The sequence below is a fragment of the Haloglomus litoreum genome, from assembly GCF_029338515.1.
Lineage (GTDB): Archaea > Halobacteriota > Halobacteria > Halobacteriales > Haloarculaceae > Haloglomus > Haloglomus litoreum.
Genome location: NZ_CP119988.1, coordinates 3,069,827 through 3,083,366, shown reverse-complemented (window position 1 = coordinate 3,083,366; position 13,540 = coordinate 3,069,827). Strand labels below are relative to the sequence as shown.

The following is a 13,540-nucleotide window of genomic DNA, read 5'->3' as shown; positions in this document are numbered from 1 at the left end:
TCACGTCCCTTTGTGTGCGACCAGTCCCATCCCGTGTGTCGGCGGCCGGACGAGCGTCGCGTCGGTGAAGCCGGCCGCCAGGACCGCCCCGAGCAACTGCGGAACGCCGAACTCCCGGACCGACGTCGAGGTGCCGACCCGGACCGTCTCGTCCGTTTCGTGGTCCGTGATCTCGTAGGCGAAGGTGTACCGGCCGGTCCCCCCGAGGGCGGTCGTGCCGTCGGGTTCGCCCGTGGTGATGACGGTCCGCTCGACGTGGAACCGATCCGACTCGAACGTGTCCGTCACGACCGCTCCGCTCTCGAGGGCGCCGCGCTCCATGAAGTCACACAGGAAGACGCCGCCCGGCCGGAGGCTGTCGTGGATGCTCCCGAGCGCCGCTCGGACGCTGTCCTCGTCGTCGACGACGGGGAGGTGTGCGATGGAGCCACCGAGGATGGTGAACGCGTCGAACGCTCCGGGGGCGACGACGCTCCGCAGGTCCGCGCGGACGACCGGCGCCCCGGTCCGTTCGGCGGCCAGTTCCAGCATCGCCGGGCTCAGGTCGAATCCCACGGCCGTCTCGAACCGCTCGGCTAGTTGCTCGAGCACCAGTCCCGGGCCGCAGGCCCCGACGCCGACCCGCCGGGTGTCGGCGGGAACGTGCTCGCCCACGAACTCGGCGACGGCCGGATAGTCGCGCATCCGCTCGCGCTCAAAGGCGTACAGCGGCGCGAGGTCGTCGTAGAGGGTCCCGTGGATCGGGCCGTCCCCCTCGGCCCGGGCGGCGGCGACCGCGTCCATCACGTCCCGGAGGGTTCGCATGCGCTCCCGGACGCGAGCGCTGTCGAAAACCCTGTCGGCGACGGCCCTGGGCTGACGGAACTCGGCCCCGGGCCGGCTCAGACGGCGTCGACCTCGGCCAGCGCGTAGGCGACGAGATGCCGGTAGACCCGCTCCTGCCGGGTGGTCGGCCGGTCGAGGTCCATACGTTCGAGATACGGACCGGCGGCGTCGGGCACCCGCAGTCCCTTCCACAGCGGGCCCAGACTGCCGGCGGCCGCTCCCAGTGACCGCTCGCCCGTCGCCAGCGACCGGACGGCACGCGGAAGCCCCGCGACCTGCCGCTGGACCGTTCGCAGCCCCTCGGCGAGCGCCCGCTCCTCCTCGGTCAGCTCCGTCCCGAACGGGAACGACGGGAGGTCGTCCTGGTAGGGTGCCAGCGCGGATTCGATGGTCTCCGGGTAGTTGTTCCGGTACGCGGGCGGGACGGTCCAGTCCTCGGGGAGCTTCCCGGCCGCCTTCGCCTGCTCGACGAGGTCGTCCTGGAAGCGCGAGTCCGCGATCTTGATCATCTCCTGGATGACCTCGGCGTCCGAGCGGTCCCGGAGGTCGGCGACGCCGTACTCCGTGACGACGATGTCGCGCATGTGGCGCGGGATGGTGATGTGGCCGTAGTTCCAGATGATGTTGGACTCGACGCCCCCGTCGCTGGTCTCCCGCGTCGCACGGACGAGGATGATCGACCGGCCGTCCGGGAGCTCCTGGGCCATATCCACGAAGTCGAACTGCCCCCCGACCCCGCTGACGACCTGGTTGCTCGCGAGCCCGTCCGAGACCACGCCGCCCGTCACGGTCGCCTTCATGCCCGTGTTGACGAAGCGTGCGTCCCGACGCTGGAGCCGGGCGAGGTCACGCTGGCCGCCGAGCTGGTTCGTGAACTGGACGCTCCGCATACTGAACCGTCGGCGATCGGCCTCGTCCATCTCGCGGAGGGCGTCGTAGAACCCCTGCGACCCGAGGAAGAACCCGCCGTGCAGCACCTTCCCGCCCGACAGCTCGTCGCCGAGCGCGTGGGCCGCGATGGCCTCGCGGGCCGCCTCGTCGGCGAGGTCGGCCGGGAAGCGTTCCCCGTCGACGTGCAGGGTACCGGCATCGCCGCCGTCGTCCTCGTTCCCGTCGTCCGCATCGTACTCGACGGCCTCCCGGAGGAGGCCCCACTCCCGGAGGTAGTCGACGTCCGCGGCGGTGAGCGACTCGTCGATGGCGGCCCACTCGACGAGCGCGTCGAGAGCCGCGAGGCTCGGGCCCTCCGGGACGAGGTCCTCGCTGGCGAGTCGCTGGACGTGGATGTCGTCGTAGGTCTCGCGCCGGAGGACGCCCGCTTCGTAGAGGTGAACGAACGCCTCGACCACCATCTCGGAGGCGGCGTACAGTCCCTCGTCGAACGGGTCGAGGTCGCCCCACTCCGCGAGCAGGTCCGGGCAGTCCTCGGGGATGCCCAGCGCGTCGGCGATGTCGGTGTAGCGGTCGTTCTGCCGGTCCCGCAGGGCGATGGCCGCGCCGATGGCGTCGCCCAGCGAGCCGATGCCGATCTGGAGCGTCCCCCCGTCCTTGACCAGCGCGCTCGTCCGCAGCGCGATGGCGTGATCGGCCGTCGAGATGGGGAGGTTCGGCGGGCCGAACAGCGGGAACTCGTAGTCGGGGTCGTCCAGGACCGCGTCGAACGCGTCGCGCTCGATGGGGGCCGCGCCGTACATGAAGGGCATGTTCCGGTTGACCTGCCCGACGACCATCGCCTCCTCGCCGTCGGCACGCTCCTGCCGCAGGGTCTCGAGCACCTCGTGGGTCAGGTCCGGGTTCGACCCCAGGTTGAGGACGGGTTCGTCGTCGAGCTCGCCGGCGCCGACGAGCTGGACGAGCAGGTTCACGTCGGCCTCCTCGATGGCTCGGGCGACGTGCGTGTAGTTAACGCTGTGGTGGTGCTGCTGGGCGTCGGGGTTGCCGAGGAAGTCGCCGGGTGGGAAGTAGAACTGGTGGATCTCGATGTTCTCGGGGAGGTCGCCCGCCCGGAGCAGCTCGTCGTAGCGGAGCGTCGGGTAATCGCCGAACAGGCGGTCGGCGAGCGGCTCGACCAGCCGCCGCTCCAGGTCCGAATCCCAGTCGGGCTTCGAGAGCGTGAGTGCCGTCCAGACGGTGAGGTCGAGCGAGGGGTCCGCGAGTGCCCGCTCGACGAGTTCGTTCAGCAGGTGGTTCGGCTTCCCGACGCCGAGCGGCGCCGCGACGGTGATATCGTCGCCCAGTCGGTCGAGGATACGGTCGACGCACGCGGAGACGTCGTCGAACTCGGAGGGAGCCATGGTGCGATGGGTTCAGCCGTGGCCCGTATCAATGCCCGGCCTCCGTCGCGAGGTCGTCTGGGTCCACCCTTGTCGCTCCGACCCGGCCGTCAGTCGTACATCCGGCCGTCGAAGTCCGGGAAGTCGAGGTCGCCGCTGCCCATCCGCTCGCGCATACGGCTCTGGTACAGCGCCATCGCGACCTGTGGGACGGCCTGGGGCGGCACCGGCACCTGCTGGTCGAAGGCGTCGTCGGCCCATTCGTTATAGTCGGCGACGATATCCATGGCGTCCTTGAAGCTACGGAACATCAGCTCCTTGTGGGTGTCCTGCATTGGCCGCCTTTCAGCCTGCAGGCTGGAATACCTAGCGACTTCCGGCGGTGCGTGGCGGCCCGCTGATTCAGACGACGCCCACGAACACGCCGCCGACGATGGCGAGCGCGCCGAGCAGGAGGCAGACGAGCCAGAACGCGACCCGGCGGACGAGCCGCATCAGCCCGTCGATGGTGGCGTAGCCGACGACCGCGCTCGTCACGAGCGCGATGGCGGCCGGCAGCGGGCCGATGGTCGGGACACCCGTGTCCAGCAGGACCAGCGCCGCCGCACCCAGTGCCGCGGGAATCGACAGCAGGAAGGAGAGCCGGAAGGCTACCTCCTCCTCGAAGCCACGCAGCAGGAGCGCCGAGACCGTCGTCCCCGACCGGGAGACGCCCGGGAGGATGGCGAGTCCCTGGAGGACGCCGACGAGCAGCCCGTCCGGAACGTTCGCGACCTCGCGCTCGCCGAACGCGGTGTCGAGGCCGCCCCCACCGACGGTTCCGGCGGTGGCCGTGCCGCCGTCGGTCTCGGCCCCGGCCTCGCGTCGCGTCGCCGCGAACTGGACCACGCCGGTCCCGACGAGCAACACGCCGATGAGCGCGACGAACGCGCCCCCCGCGACGGCGGAGACGATGGCATCCAGCGCGAGGTAGGCCGCGATGCCGACGACCCCCGAGGCGACGGTCGCCACGAGCAGGAACGTCACGTCCGCGTGGTCGTGGTCCGCGAAGGCCATCCCGGGCCCCCAGTCGGGGAGCGTCCGGAGGACCGTTCCCAGCTCGTCGCGGTAGTAGACCGCCGCGGCGAGTGCGGTGCCCGCGTGGAGGAAGAGCGCGTACTGGACGGCGGCCCCCTCGGGGAGTCCCTCGACCACGGTCAGGTAGAGCGCGACGTTGCCCTCGCTCGAGACGGGGAGCCACTCGAACACTCCCTGGAGGATACCGATGACGACAGCCAATCGAAGTGCCTCTCGCATTATCGAGTGCTGGCCCACGGGCTGGTGTAGGCGTTCCGGTCCGGGGCGCGGATGGGTGACGGTCCCGAGCGACAGAACGTACTTGTAGTACGGTGTAGTAAGACGTAAACATGGGGTCGATCAGTGCGCGGATTCCGGAGGAGGACGAGGCCGACCTGGAGGCGGTGGCGGAGTTGCTGGGCGAGGACAAGAGTTCGGTCATCCGGAAGGCGCTCCGGGAGGGTCTCGGTGACATCCGGGTCCGGATGGCAGCGGAACGGTACCAGTCCGGAGAGGTGAGTGTCAACGAGGCCGCCCGAATCGCGGGGGTGAGCGTCGCCGACTGGCTCGAGATCGCCCGGGAACGGAATCTCACCACCCAGCTCACTCCGGACGACCTCGAACGGGACGCGGACGCCGCCCGTGAGCTATGAGGATTCTCCTCGACGCGACGACCCTCATCGGGCTCGGAACGGTCGGGGAACTCGACCTGTTGACGAACTTCGATGGGGACCTCGTCGTCCCTCCCGTCGTCCACGACGAGGTGACGACCGAGCCCGCGCGGACGAATCTGGAACGCCTCTGCGAGAGTCACGACATCCTCATGGATTGCCCGAGCACGGGGCCACAGCTGGACCGTGCCCAGGAACTCCTCGGGGACGAGGCGGTCACGGGTGACGTGCAGCTCGTCGCTACGTTCCTGGCCGCACTCGACGACGACCAACCTGTGGCGCTGGTCTCCGACGACCGCCGGTTGCGGACCGTCGCCGACGGGTTCGACGTGACGGTCACCGGGACCATCGGTGTCGTCGTGCGTGCCGTCGAGGAGGGGCGCTCCCCATCGTCGGGGAAGCGACTTGTCCGACAACTCGACGAGCACGGTCTACACATGACCGGCGAGTTGCGCGAGCGTGCGGACGAACTCATCGAGGAGGCGGCCGACCGGCGAGACTGACGCGGCTCCGGGCTCCGCACCACCAGTCGGAAGGCACAAGCGCCGGCCACGACCACCATCGGGCATGACCGACGCGGACGCCGGCGACGGGACCGATGCCGGCGAGGACGTGGACGTGCTGGCGGTCGCCCGCCGGGCCGTCGCCTCGGGGCCGGTGTGTGACGCCTGCCTGGGCCGGCTGGTGGCCGACCGGAGCTTCGGGCTGCGCAACGAGGAGCGCGGGCGGGCGCTCCGGACGACCATCGCACTCCAGGACGACGAGCCGTACGAGTCCCCCGACGTGGCCGACTGCTGGGTCTGCGAGGGGCTCTGCGGCGAGTTCGACGCCCTCGCCGAGCGCGTCGTCGCGGAACTGGACGGCATCGAGTTCGACACCTACCAGCTCGGGAGCCGGGTGCCGGCGCTGCTGGAGGAGAACGAGCAACTGCTCCGCGAGGAGGTCGGCCTTGACCCCATCGACGCCGCGCACGGCGAGGACCTGCGCAAGGAGCTCAACCGCGAAGTGGGTCGGCGCGTGGGCGCCCGGACGGAGACCGAGGTGGACTTCGGGCGCCCGGAGGTGCAGGTGACGCTCGACGTGGCCGTCGGCGACGGGACCGAGGTGGAGGTCGATATCAACTCGCTGGCGGTCTACGGGCGCTATCGCAAACTGAAGCGGATGGTCCCGCAGACGGAGTGGCCGTGCTCGGCGTGTGGTGGCTCGGGCCGACAGTACGGCGTGGGTCCCTGCGGCGAGTGCGACGGGACGGGCTACCGGTACCGAACCAGTGTCGAGCAGGAGGTCGCGCCCACGCTGGTCGAGGCCCACCGCGGCCGCGAAGGGGTCTTCCACGGCGCCGGCCGCGAGGACGTTGACGCGCTGATGGTCGGCACCGGCCGGCCGTTCGTCCTCGAGGTCGAGGACCCGCACCGCCGACGCACCGACCTCGCCGAACTGGAGCGCGAGATCAACGAGGCCTCCGAGGACATCGAGGTCGTCGGCCTGCGCTACGCGACCCACGACATGGTCGAGCGCGTGAAGGAACTGGAGGCGACCAAGACCTACCGGATGGTCGTCGCGTTCGACGAGCCCGTCGCGGAGGCGGACCTGCAGGCCGCGCTCGACGAGTTGCGGGGGGCGACCGTCGAGCAGCGCACCCCGAACCGCGTCGACCACCGGCGGGCCGACCTCGTGCGCACGCGCACGGTCCACGATATCTCCGGGTCGACGACGGACGCCGAGCACGCGACCATCGTGGTCCACGGCGCCGGCGGCCTCTACGTGAAGGAACTCGTCAGCGGCGACGAGGGCCGCACCGAGCCGTCGCTCGCTGGGTTACTGGGCGTCGATGCCGAGGTGACGGCGCTGGACGTGATGGCCGTCGAGGGTGTCGAGGGGCCGTTCGAGCACCCCGACTTCCTCATCGACGAGGACGCCCTCGACGGTGCCGGCGGGCGCGACCCGGACGCATGGACCGAGGGCGTCCCCGACGGCCGTGCCTCGGCGATGGTGACCGAACGGGCGAGCACCGAGGACGCCATCGCGCCGGTCGAGCCCGGCGAGGAGGGGGCCGAGTAGGCGGGCGGAAGCGAGGTCGGCCGAGGCGCGAGTGCGAGGAACCGATGGCCTCCGCCCAACCCTTTTCTCCATGGCACGTGTTGGCCTGGCATGGAGGGGACCTCCCCATGTACAAGTATGTAGCAGCCAACACCTCCCTCGACCGGACCCGTGAACGGACCCAGGAAGCCGAGCGCGAGCCGGCGGTGCCGGCGTACGAGTACCCGGCGTCGACCGACGACTGAGTCGACCTTCGCCCTTCTTTCGACCCCGCCGACCCCGAGCGCCCGGTAGCTCCGGGGCCACCCTGGGGTACGCGAAAGGTTGATTAGCCGACCGGCCCCGCTCCGGGCATATGCGCTTCGGGGTGGACGAGGCCGGCAAGGGACCCGTTCTGGGGTCGATGTTCGCCGCGGCCGTCCGGGCGCCGGCGGTCGCCATCCCGGCGGGGGTCGACGACTCGAAGCGGCTCCGCCCCGAGCAGCGCCAGGACCTCGCGGCCACCCTCCGCGAGGACGACCGCGTCGACGTGGGTGTCGCCGAGGTCACGGTCGAGCGCATCGACGGCGACGAGGACATGAACACGCTGACCGTCGCGGCGCAGGCCGAGGCGCTCGCGCAGGTCGTCCGCGACGGCGACGGCGGCATCTGCGACGGCGGCGACACGGACGCCGACCGCTTCGCGCGCCGGGTCCGCGAGCGACTCGACGTGGATGTCGACCTCCGGGCCGAACACGGGGCCGACGAGACGTACGCGCTCGTGGCGGCCGCCTCGGTCATCGCCAAGGTCGAGCGGGACACGCACGTCGCGGACCTGGTCGACCGCTACACTTCGATGGGCTTCGACGACCTCGGGTCGGGCTACCCGTCGGACCCGAAGACCCGCGAGTTCCTGCAGGCCCACCTCGAACGCGAGGGCCACCTCCCGGACTGCGCCCGACGGTCGTGGGGCACCTGCGACGACCTGCTGGCGAAGCAGGAACAGGCCGCGCTGGAGGATTTCTGACGAGGTCGCGGAATATCTCTCGAACCTGCAGATCTCTCTGGCTGATCGTCAGGTTCTCCTCGAAATCACTCCTGGAGCCCGGCCTCCCGGAGCGACTCGTCGAGGTCGTCCCGCACCCGCTCGCCCATCTCCCGGCTCCCGGCCGTCGTCACGACGCGGTTCTCCTGTACGGAGGAGCCGTCCCGCACGAGCAGTCGGACGTTGCCGTTCTCGTCGGCGCGGGTGGCCTTCGCCCGCAGGCCGGAGCGCGACCCCGACCCGCCCGCGGAGATGGGGCCGGGAATCACCTTCTTGACGTGTGGGTGCGCGGCGACGGTGCGGACGGCGGTCATCCCGTCGCGGCCGCCGACCAGCGTCGAGTGCGAGCCCCCGAGCTTCTCGTCGGGCGGCGTCTCGACCACCTCCAGCGAGCGCTCGCCCGCCCGCTCCCGGACGGCGTCGACGACCGACTGGTCGCCCCGGGGCTCGACACGCCGGAGCGAGTAGTGCAGTTGCTCGCGGACCGCCTCCAGCACGTCACGGTCGCCGGCGGCGTACACCTCGTCGGGGCGCTTGCGGTGGACCTCGTCGGCGATGAGGCCCGCGAAGTTGCGCAACTCGACGGGCTCGCGCTCGCCGTCGTTCTCCGGGCGCGTGGTGACCGTGCGCTCGGCGACCACGTCGCCATCGAGAAGGACCGTCACGGTGGCGCGCTCGCGGTCGCAGTCGACCACGACGCTGTCCGCGTTCTCCGTGCGGCAGGTGAGACAGAAGTCGCCAGGGCGCGAGAGCGGCGTGGCACACTGGCGACACTCCATATCGGAAGGTGGCCGTGGGCGCGCATAAGCCGGGCGGTTCGGAGCAGCGGGAGAGAAAGGGCGGCTCCGCGCTCACGGCGAGTCCACTGCCGGCACCTCCGACCCAACGCCTAACTTCTTACACCTGTTCTTACGAAATATGAGCGGGACGGACGGCCCTGAGACCACGCGGGTCACGGACAAGGGGCAGACGACTATCCCGAAGGCGCTCCGCGAGAAGTACGGCATCGAACCCGGCGACGAAGTGGTCTGGGTCGAGGAGGAGGACGGCATCATGCTTCGCAAGAAGGGCGACCTTCCGAACTACGGCTTCCTCGCAGAGGACATGACCGAGGAGGAGGCACGGGCGGTCAGCGATGCGCTGAAGGAGGACATGGACGAGCTACAGCGCCCCAGCCTCGACCGATGAAGCGGTACACCGTCGACGCGAACGCGCTCGTCGACTTCACCCTCGGGATTCTCCCCGACACGGCCCACGAGCAGTTCCGGGCCGCCGCCGACGGGCGCGTGACGCTGGAGATTCCGGTCATCGCGGCTGTAGAAGCGATGTTCGTTCTCGACCGGCGCGACGAGCTCCTGGGGACAACCATCCCCTTCGACGCAGAGGACGCCCTCCGCTGGTTCGAACAGCTCCCAGCCACCTTCGTCGAGGACACCCACGCCGACGCACGCGAACTGCTCTCGCATCTCGGCACCTTCCCTGCGCAGATGCACGACGCGATGATCGTCGCCAACCACGCCAACAGGAGCACCGACGCCATCATCACCGACGACAGCAAGATGGCCGAGTACTACCCGACGCTCTGGGACTAACCGGCCCTCGACCACGAACGTCGCCGCACCCAGGCGACTACGTTAGCGCCAGCGGGTCGTCCTTCAGGTACTCGCGCAGCACGACCGTCGCGTACGACCCCTTCGGCAGCGCGAACCGGAACCACAGCGAGTCGGGGTCATCGTCGACGCGCTCGACATCCAGCCCGGTCCGCAACAGAATCGCCCGACGCGTCCCCGTCGACTCGAACGCGCCCGGCAGGTCGAAGTCGCCCGGTTCGAGGTCCAGCTCGTCCAGCACCGCCCGCTCGATGTCGCCCTGCTCCCCGTCCGCGAGTTCCGTCTCGGTCCCGACGAGCGGTGCCGTGACGAACGCCCGGCCGCGGGCGCAGTGCCGGTTGACCGTGTCGACGCGCCCCTCGTCCACGCGCTGGAGGCGGTCCGTGTCGGGGAGCGCGAGGTCGTCGGGCGTCTCCGGGGAGCGGTCCGCGAAACAGACCACGTCCCCCGCGACGGCCTCGGCGAACGGGAGCCCGCGCTCCAGGCGCTCGGAGAGCATCAGGTTGAACGCGTACGACTGCGCGGCGTTGACGAGCATCGTCTGCAGGTTCGAGGGCAGCGATTCGAGGGCGGCGCGCCAGTCCTCGTCGGTCGGCTCGCCCTCGCCGACCCGCTCGGCCAGGGTATGGAGCATCGCGCGTTCGTAGCGCAACTTGCCGGGCAGGCGCTCCAGCGCCGCCGACCAGTCGCGCGTCTCGGCGACGAACTCGCGGGCCTCGCGCGTGTCGGCGGGCTCCTCGGGTGCGGTCTGCGTGATGTAGGTCATGACGGCGTCCGCCCAGTCCTCCCGGACGACCGCGAGCCCCGCTCGGTGCGTGACCGGGCGGTAGGAACCGAAGCGCTGGTGGCCGAAGTAGTTCGGCACGCCCGCGGGGTCGTCGGCCGACACATCTTCGTCGCCGCCGCCCGCGGCGAACCGCCGGAGCGACTCGGTGATGGCCGCGGCGTTCTCGGGGCGGTCGGCGTTCCGCACGCGGATCTCGAAGGCGTTGCCCGCGAGGTCGCCGAACAGGACCGGCCGGCCCGCGCGACCCAGGACCTCGACCTCGGCGTCGTCGAGGGCGGGGAGCGTCTCGTCCTCGTACCGCACCGAGAACAGCTGCGTCGTCACGGCGCGTTTGTCCTTCGTGCCGGCCCAGGAGACGCGCTCGCGGCTCATCCCCAGCTTGTTCGAGAGCGCGCTCGCGAAGTCGTTGGTGTCCCAGCCACGCAGCGTCGCGCGGAAGACGAGGTGCGGGTACGCGCCCGTGTCGGCGTCGATGGGGTGGAGGTCGACGTTGAACCGCTCGCGCTCGCGGACGACGAAGTCCTCCTCGGCGAAGCGCAACTCGCCACCGGTCCCGTCGGCGTCGCTCACGTACCATGCCATCCCCATCTCGCGCTCGCGGGGGTCGGCCTCACGCATCGGTCGGGGCCCCGCTGTGCTGGTCGCTCCGGTCCGGGCTCGGGCGTCGCATACCCGGACGTGGCCGGCGACGACCCTCGGTCTTTCCGGTCGCCGTCGCGACCGGGGCTCGGCGCTCGGAAGCGACGGGCGCGGAAAAGAAGGGGAACGGGAACGGAGACCGCGGTCGGAGGCTCAGTCCTCGTCGCGGGTGATCTCGTAGCGGAAGTCGACCGCGTTCTCGGGCATGATCCGGGCGGTCCACTGGCCCGCGGCCGGGTCGTCGATGCGGTAGACGAACTCCTGCTGACTGCCGCGGCTGGTGTAGGGACCCTGGCTCTCGCCGCGCGGGCGGTCCTCACCGAGGCTGACGTGGCCGTCGTTCGAGACGCGGACCCGCTCGGCATCGACCACCGTGCCGTTCGGCGCGACGAAGCTCACGTCGAAGCTGGCCGGTCGGTCGTTGTGGGGACTCGCCGTCGACAGCGTCAGCGATGCGCTCTCGGCCTCCTCGCTGACATCGAAGGAGGTCTCGAAGGGGTCGTCCGGCTGTGCCCAGACCTGGAAGCGCAGGTCGACGCGCTGCCAGTAGTCGCCCCGGTCCGGTCGGGCCGGGTCCTGCAGGCCGAGGTCGATCTCGGCGTTGTAGTCACCGACGCTCGCCGACTCGGGCGGGCTGACGGTCACGCTCACGGTCGCGGTCTCGCCGGGTGCGACCTCGCTGGGCGCGTCGATCTCGAACCACGAGCGCTCGACGGTCTGCTCCGAGCCGTGGTAGCGACGCCGGGTGTCCTGGGTCTCCAGCGTCGGGTTCACCGGCACCGCCTGCTCGCCGGTGTTCTCGATCTCGATCTCGTAGGTGTAGTCGTCGCCGGCCTGGACCTGGGTGTGGTAGTACCGGTCGCTACTGATCCGGACCGTCGGCTCCTTGAACACGTCGACGTTGATGGTCGCCGCGTGGACCGGCCGCTCCGGCTGGCCCGGGCGGTAGGTGACGGTCTCGTTCGTGAACGCGACCAGCGCGCGGTACTCGCCGAGATCGGCATCCGAGGGGACCGCCACGGTCACCGTGAACGTGCGCTCCTCGCCGGCCTCGAGCGTCGTGTCCGCGCTCTCGATGCTGACCCAGCTCTTCGCGAGCGGGCGGCCCCTGACCTGCGGGAGGACGACGTGCGGGTCGAGTTCGACCGTCTCGTCCTCGCTGTTGCCGACCGTGACATTGAACGTCGTCGACTCGCCGGGCTTGACCTCGCTGCTGCGGTAGCCCTCTTCGATGTAGAGGCGCGTGTAGTTGCGCTCCTGGGAGGCCGCCGCGGCATCATCGTTCGCGGCGCCGTCCGTCGCGAGCGCTGCTGGTTCGCCCTGCTGTGCGGGCGTGCTGTCCACCGGTGCGTAGGCCGCCGCTGCTGGCGCGACCAGAAGCGCCACCAGCGCGACCGTGAGGAGGTTGCGTAGTTTCATGCGTAGCGGGTTCTCGGGCCTGGAGGGCCGATGGAACCGTCACTCGCCTCGTGGGTTGAACAATTATTCAAAGCGGCGAAAGCACAAACAGTCGGTTCAGTTTGGGCCGTGTTCACGAACGGCGTGGACGGTGTCAGCCCTCTCGGACGAACGGCGGTCTCCGGGTAGCGAGGGCTGCGCGGGCACTATCCTGCGAGCAAAATATGGCCGCCCGGACCGTCGTTCAGGAGGACAAGGGGTCACAGTGCCAGCCGGGGTCCTCACCCGTCCGACCGATGAGGTCGGACCGGCACGCCGGGCAGTAGTCCGGCGTCCCGCCCATGTTCCGGGGGACGTACACCGCACCGCCGCACTCCACGCACGCATCAGCAACGACCGTCGTGCAGTCCGCGCAGACGTTGAAATCGTCGACCGTGAGGTCGCGCAGGGGTTCGAGTTGTTTGTCGAGGATATACTCGTCGATGACCGCCTGACAGTTCTGACACGGTTTCATGGCGATGCGTCTCACCCCATGGGACCGGCACACATAGCCCTGTGCCCTACGGCGATGTGTGCAGGCCAGCAGTCGACCCCCGTCGCACCGGACGCCCCGTCGGGGGTCGTGGTACCTCGACCCTCGGAAGGGTTATCCCCGACACCACGTTACATCTATTCGCAATGGCAACCGGAAAAGTTGATTTCTTCAACGACACTGGCGGTTACGGCTTCATCTCTACGGACGACGGCGACCTGGACGACGACGAGGACGTCTTCTTCCACATGGACGACGTTGGCGGTGAGGACCTGCAGGAGGGCCAGGAGGTCGAGTTCGACATCGAGTCGTCCCCGAAGGGCCCGCGCGCCGCGAACCTCGTTCGCATCGAGTAACTCCTTCGCAGACAGTACCGACGGCCCCCACCGCACCGCGCGATGGGAGTGACCGTTCGCAGTTCCCGTTCTTTCACACCACCGAGCGAGCTCAGCGTTCGTGCCCGCTCTCGCCTTCCTCAAGCAGTTCCGCCTGTGCCTCGATGCTGGCCAGCTCGCGCTCGGCCTCGGCGCGTCCGGAGCCGTGGGCCTCCCGGACCGAGACATCGAGTTCGGAGGGGACGAAGCGGGAGTCCTCGACCTCGACATCGTCGTCACCGTGCCCGGTCAGCCGGGCCAGGATGCGACGGAGCATGTGGGTCGCTTGGGGCTGGAACCATTTGGAGCTA

Annotated in this window: 16 protein-coding genes; 7 read left to right on the top strand and 9 right to left on the bottom strand. The window is 70.0% G+C overall.

All coding sequences use genetic code 11. From position 1 onward, the window contains the following. The 4 genes from P2T62_RS15425 to P2T62_RS15410 form a co-directional block, all read right to left on the bottom strand. Entirely contained in the window at positions 1–804 is an 804-nt protein-coding gene (locus tag P2T62_RS15425; RefSeq protein WP_276257960.1) for a class I SAM-dependent DNA methyltransferase, read from the bottom strand. Positions 805–881: 77 nt separating this feature from the next. Further along, on the bottom strand, positions 882–3,119 hold the full coding sequence (locus P2T62_RS15420; RefSeq protein WP_276257959.1) for an acetyl-CoA hydrolase/transferase C-terminal domain-containing protein: 2,238 nt from the start codon (positions 3,117–3,119) through the stop codon (positions 882–884). Between the two features lie 89 nt (positions 3,120–3,208). Then, positions 3,209–3,433 (bottom strand): hypothetical protein, encoded by a 225-nt coding sequence (locus P2T62_RS15415; RefSeq protein ID WP_276257958.1) that lies wholly within the window; start codon positions 3,431–3,433, stop codon positions 3,209–3,211. Positions 3,434–3,500: 67 nt separating this feature from the next. Next, positions 3,501–4,394: an undecaprenyl-diphosphate phosphatase gene (locus P2T62_RS15410; RefSeq protein WP_276257957.1), complete on the bottom strand. Its 894-nt coding sequence runs from the start codon at positions 4,392–4,394 to the stop codon at positions 3,501–3,503. A gap of 110 nt (positions 4,395–4,504) precedes the next feature. Between P2T62_RS15410 and P2T62_RS15405 the strand changes: the two genes are divergently transcribed. The 4 genes from P2T62_RS15405 (at position 4,505) to rnhB (ending at position 7,871) form a co-directional block, all read left to right on the top strand. Then, positions 4,505–4,807 (top strand): UPF0175 family protein, encoded by a 303-nt coding sequence (locus tag P2T62_RS15405; protein WP_276257956.1) that lies wholly within the window; start codon positions 4,505–4,507, stop codon positions 4,805–4,807. Continuing rightward, positions 4,804–5,328: a PIN domain-containing protein gene (locus P2T62_RS15400; RefSeq protein WP_276257955.1), complete on the top strand. Its 525-nt coding sequence runs from the start codon at positions 4,804–4,806 to the stop codon at positions 5,326–5,328. The genes P2T62_RS15405 and P2T62_RS15400 overlap by 4 nt, the downstream gene beginning before the upstream one ends. A gap of 109 nt (positions 5,329–5,437) precedes the next feature. Continuing rightward, positions 5,438–6,886 carry a tRNA pseudouridine(54/55) synthase Pus10 gene (locus tag P2T62_RS15395; RefSeq protein ID WP_276261630.1) on the top strand — a complete coding sequence of 483 codons (1,449 nt, stop codon included), beginning with the start codon at positions 5,438–5,440 and terminating at the stop codon, positions 6,884–6,886. A gap of 334 nt (positions 6,887–7,220) precedes the next feature. Next, positions 7,221–7,871: a ribonuclease HII gene (gene rnhB, locus P2T62_RS15390; protein ID WP_276257954.1), complete on the top strand. Its 651-nt coding sequence runs from the start codon at positions 7,221–7,223 to the stop codon at positions 7,869–7,871. A gap of 65 nt (positions 7,872–7,936) precedes the next feature. Here rnhB and P2T62_RS15385 read toward each other — a convergent pair whose 3' ends face one another. Further along, positions 7,937–8,668, bottom strand: coding sequence for a DUF2103 domain-containing protein (locus P2T62_RS15385; protein WP_276257953.1), 732 nt, complete (start codon positions 8,666–8,668; stop codon positions 7,937–7,939). A 139-nt stretch (positions 8,669–8,807) separates the two neighbouring features. Here P2T62_RS15385 and P2T62_RS15380 point away from each other — a divergent pair, with 139 nt between their 5' ends. Together P2T62_RS15380 and P2T62_RS15375 are read left to right on the top strand one after the other, a co-directional pair. After that, positions 8,808–9,077, top strand: coding sequence for an AbrB/MazE/SpoVT family DNA-binding domain-containing protein (locus P2T62_RS15380; RefSeq protein WP_276257952.1), 270 nt, complete (start codon positions 8,808–8,810; stop codon positions 9,075–9,077). Next, complete coding sequence (locus P2T62_RS15375; protein ID WP_276257951.1) at positions 9,074–9,481, top strand: PIN domain-containing protein; 408 nt, start codon at positions 9,074–9,076, stop codon at positions 9,479–9,481. Before P2T62_RS15380 ends, P2T62_RS15375 begins: the two co-directional genes overlap by 4 nt. Before the next feature lie 37 nt (positions 9,482–9,518). Here the strand turns inward: P2T62_RS15375 and truD are convergent, their stop codons facing one another. The 3 genes from truD to P2T62_RS15360 all read right to left on the bottom strand — a co-directional run bounded on the left by truD (position 9,519) and on the right by P2T62_RS15360 (position 12,837). Further along, the gene (gene truD, locus P2T62_RS15370; RefSeq protein ID WP_276257950.1) at positions 9,519–10,904 is read right to left on the bottom strand and encodes a tRNA pseudouridine(13) synthase TruD; all 1,386 of its coding nucleotides are present in this window, start codon (positions 10,902–10,904) and stop codon (positions 9,519–9,521) included. Between the two features lie 174 nt (positions 10,905–11,078). Further along, positions 11,079–12,344, bottom strand: coding sequence for a COG1470 family protein (locus P2T62_RS15365; RefSeq protein WP_276257949.1), 1,266 nt, complete (start codon positions 12,342–12,344; stop codon positions 11,079–11,081). Between the two features lie 223 nt (positions 12,345–12,567). Then, a complete protein-coding gene (locus P2T62_RS15360) occupies positions 12,568–12,837 on the bottom strand; it encodes a DUF7571 family protein (RefSeq protein WP_276257948.1) in 270 nt (89 codons plus the stop codon). Positions 12,838–13,001: 164 nt separating this feature from the next. Between P2T62_RS15360 and P2T62_RS15355 the strand changes: the two genes are divergently transcribed. Further along, positions 13,002–13,211: a cold-shock protein gene (locus P2T62_RS15355; protein ID WP_276257947.1), complete on the top strand. Its 210-nt coding sequence runs from the start codon at positions 13,002–13,004 to the stop codon at positions 13,209–13,211. A 91-nt stretch (positions 13,212–13,302) separates the two neighbouring features. Here P2T62_RS15355 and P2T62_RS15350 read toward each other — a convergent pair whose 3' ends face one another. Then, positions 13,303–13,506: a hypothetical protein gene (locus P2T62_RS15350; RefSeq protein ID WP_276257946.1), complete on the bottom strand. Its 204-nt coding sequence runs from the start codon at positions 13,504–13,506 to the stop codon at positions 13,303–13,305. Positions 13,507–13,540 lie beyond the last annotated feature (34 nt).

Coding starts and splice junctions, on each gene's coding strand:
- P2T62_RS15375 (WP_276257951.1), top strand. CDS start 9,074: ATGAAGCGGTACACCGTCGACGCGAACGCGCTCGTCGACTTCACCCTC.
- truD (WP_276257950.1), bottom strand. CDS start 10,904: ATGCGTGAGGCCGACCCCCGCGAGCGCGAGATGGGGATGGCATGGTAC.
- P2T62_RS15425 (WP_276257960.1), bottom strand. CDS start 804: ATGCGAACCCTCCGGGACGTGATGGACGCGGTCGCCGCCGCCCGGGCC.
- P2T62_RS15355 (WP_276257947.1), top strand. CDS start 13,002: ATGGCAACCGGAAAAGTTGATTTCTTCAACGACACTGGCGGTTACGGC.
- P2T62_RS15385 (WP_276257953.1), bottom strand. CDS start 8,668: ATGGAGTGTCGCCAGTGTGCCACGCCGCTCTCGCGCCCTGGCGACTTC.
- P2T62_RS15420 (WP_276257959.1), bottom strand. CDS start 3,119: ATGGCTCCCTCCGAGTTCGACGACGTCTCCGCGTGCGTCGACCGTATC.
- P2T62_RS15410 (WP_276257957.1), bottom strand. CDS start 4,394: ATGCGAGAGGCACTTCGATTGGCTGTCGTCATCGGTATCCTCCAGGGA.
- P2T62_RS15380 (WP_276257952.1), top strand. CDS start 8,808: ATGAGCGGGACGGACGGCCCTGAGACCACGCGGGTCACGGACAAGGGG.
- P2T62_RS15365 (WP_276257949.1), bottom strand. CDS start 12,344: ATGAAACTACGCAACCTCCTCACGGTCGCGCTGGTGGCGCTTCTGGTC.
- P2T62_RS15405 (WP_276257956.1), top strand. CDS start 4,505: ATGGGGTCGATCAGTGCGCGGATTCCGGAGGAGGACGAGGCCGACCTG.
- P2T62_RS15415 (WP_276257958.1), bottom strand. CDS start 3,433: ATGCAGGACACCCACAAGGAGCTGATGTTCCGTAGCTTCAAGGACGCC.
- P2T62_RS15350 (WP_276257946.1), bottom strand. CDS start 13,506: ATGCTCCGTCGCATCCTGGCCCGGCTGACCGGGCACGGTGACGACGAT.
- rnhB (WP_276257954.1), top strand. CDS start 7,221: ATGCGCTTCGGGGTGGACGAGGCCGGCAAGGGACCCGTTCTGGGGTCG.
- P2T62_RS15400 (WP_276257955.1), top strand. CDS start 4,804: ATGAGGATTCTCCTCGACGCGACGACCCTCATCGGGCTCGGAACGGTC.
- P2T62_RS15360 (WP_276257948.1), bottom strand. CDS start 12,837: ATGAAACCGTGTCAGAACTGTCAGGCGGTCATCGACGAGTATATCCTC.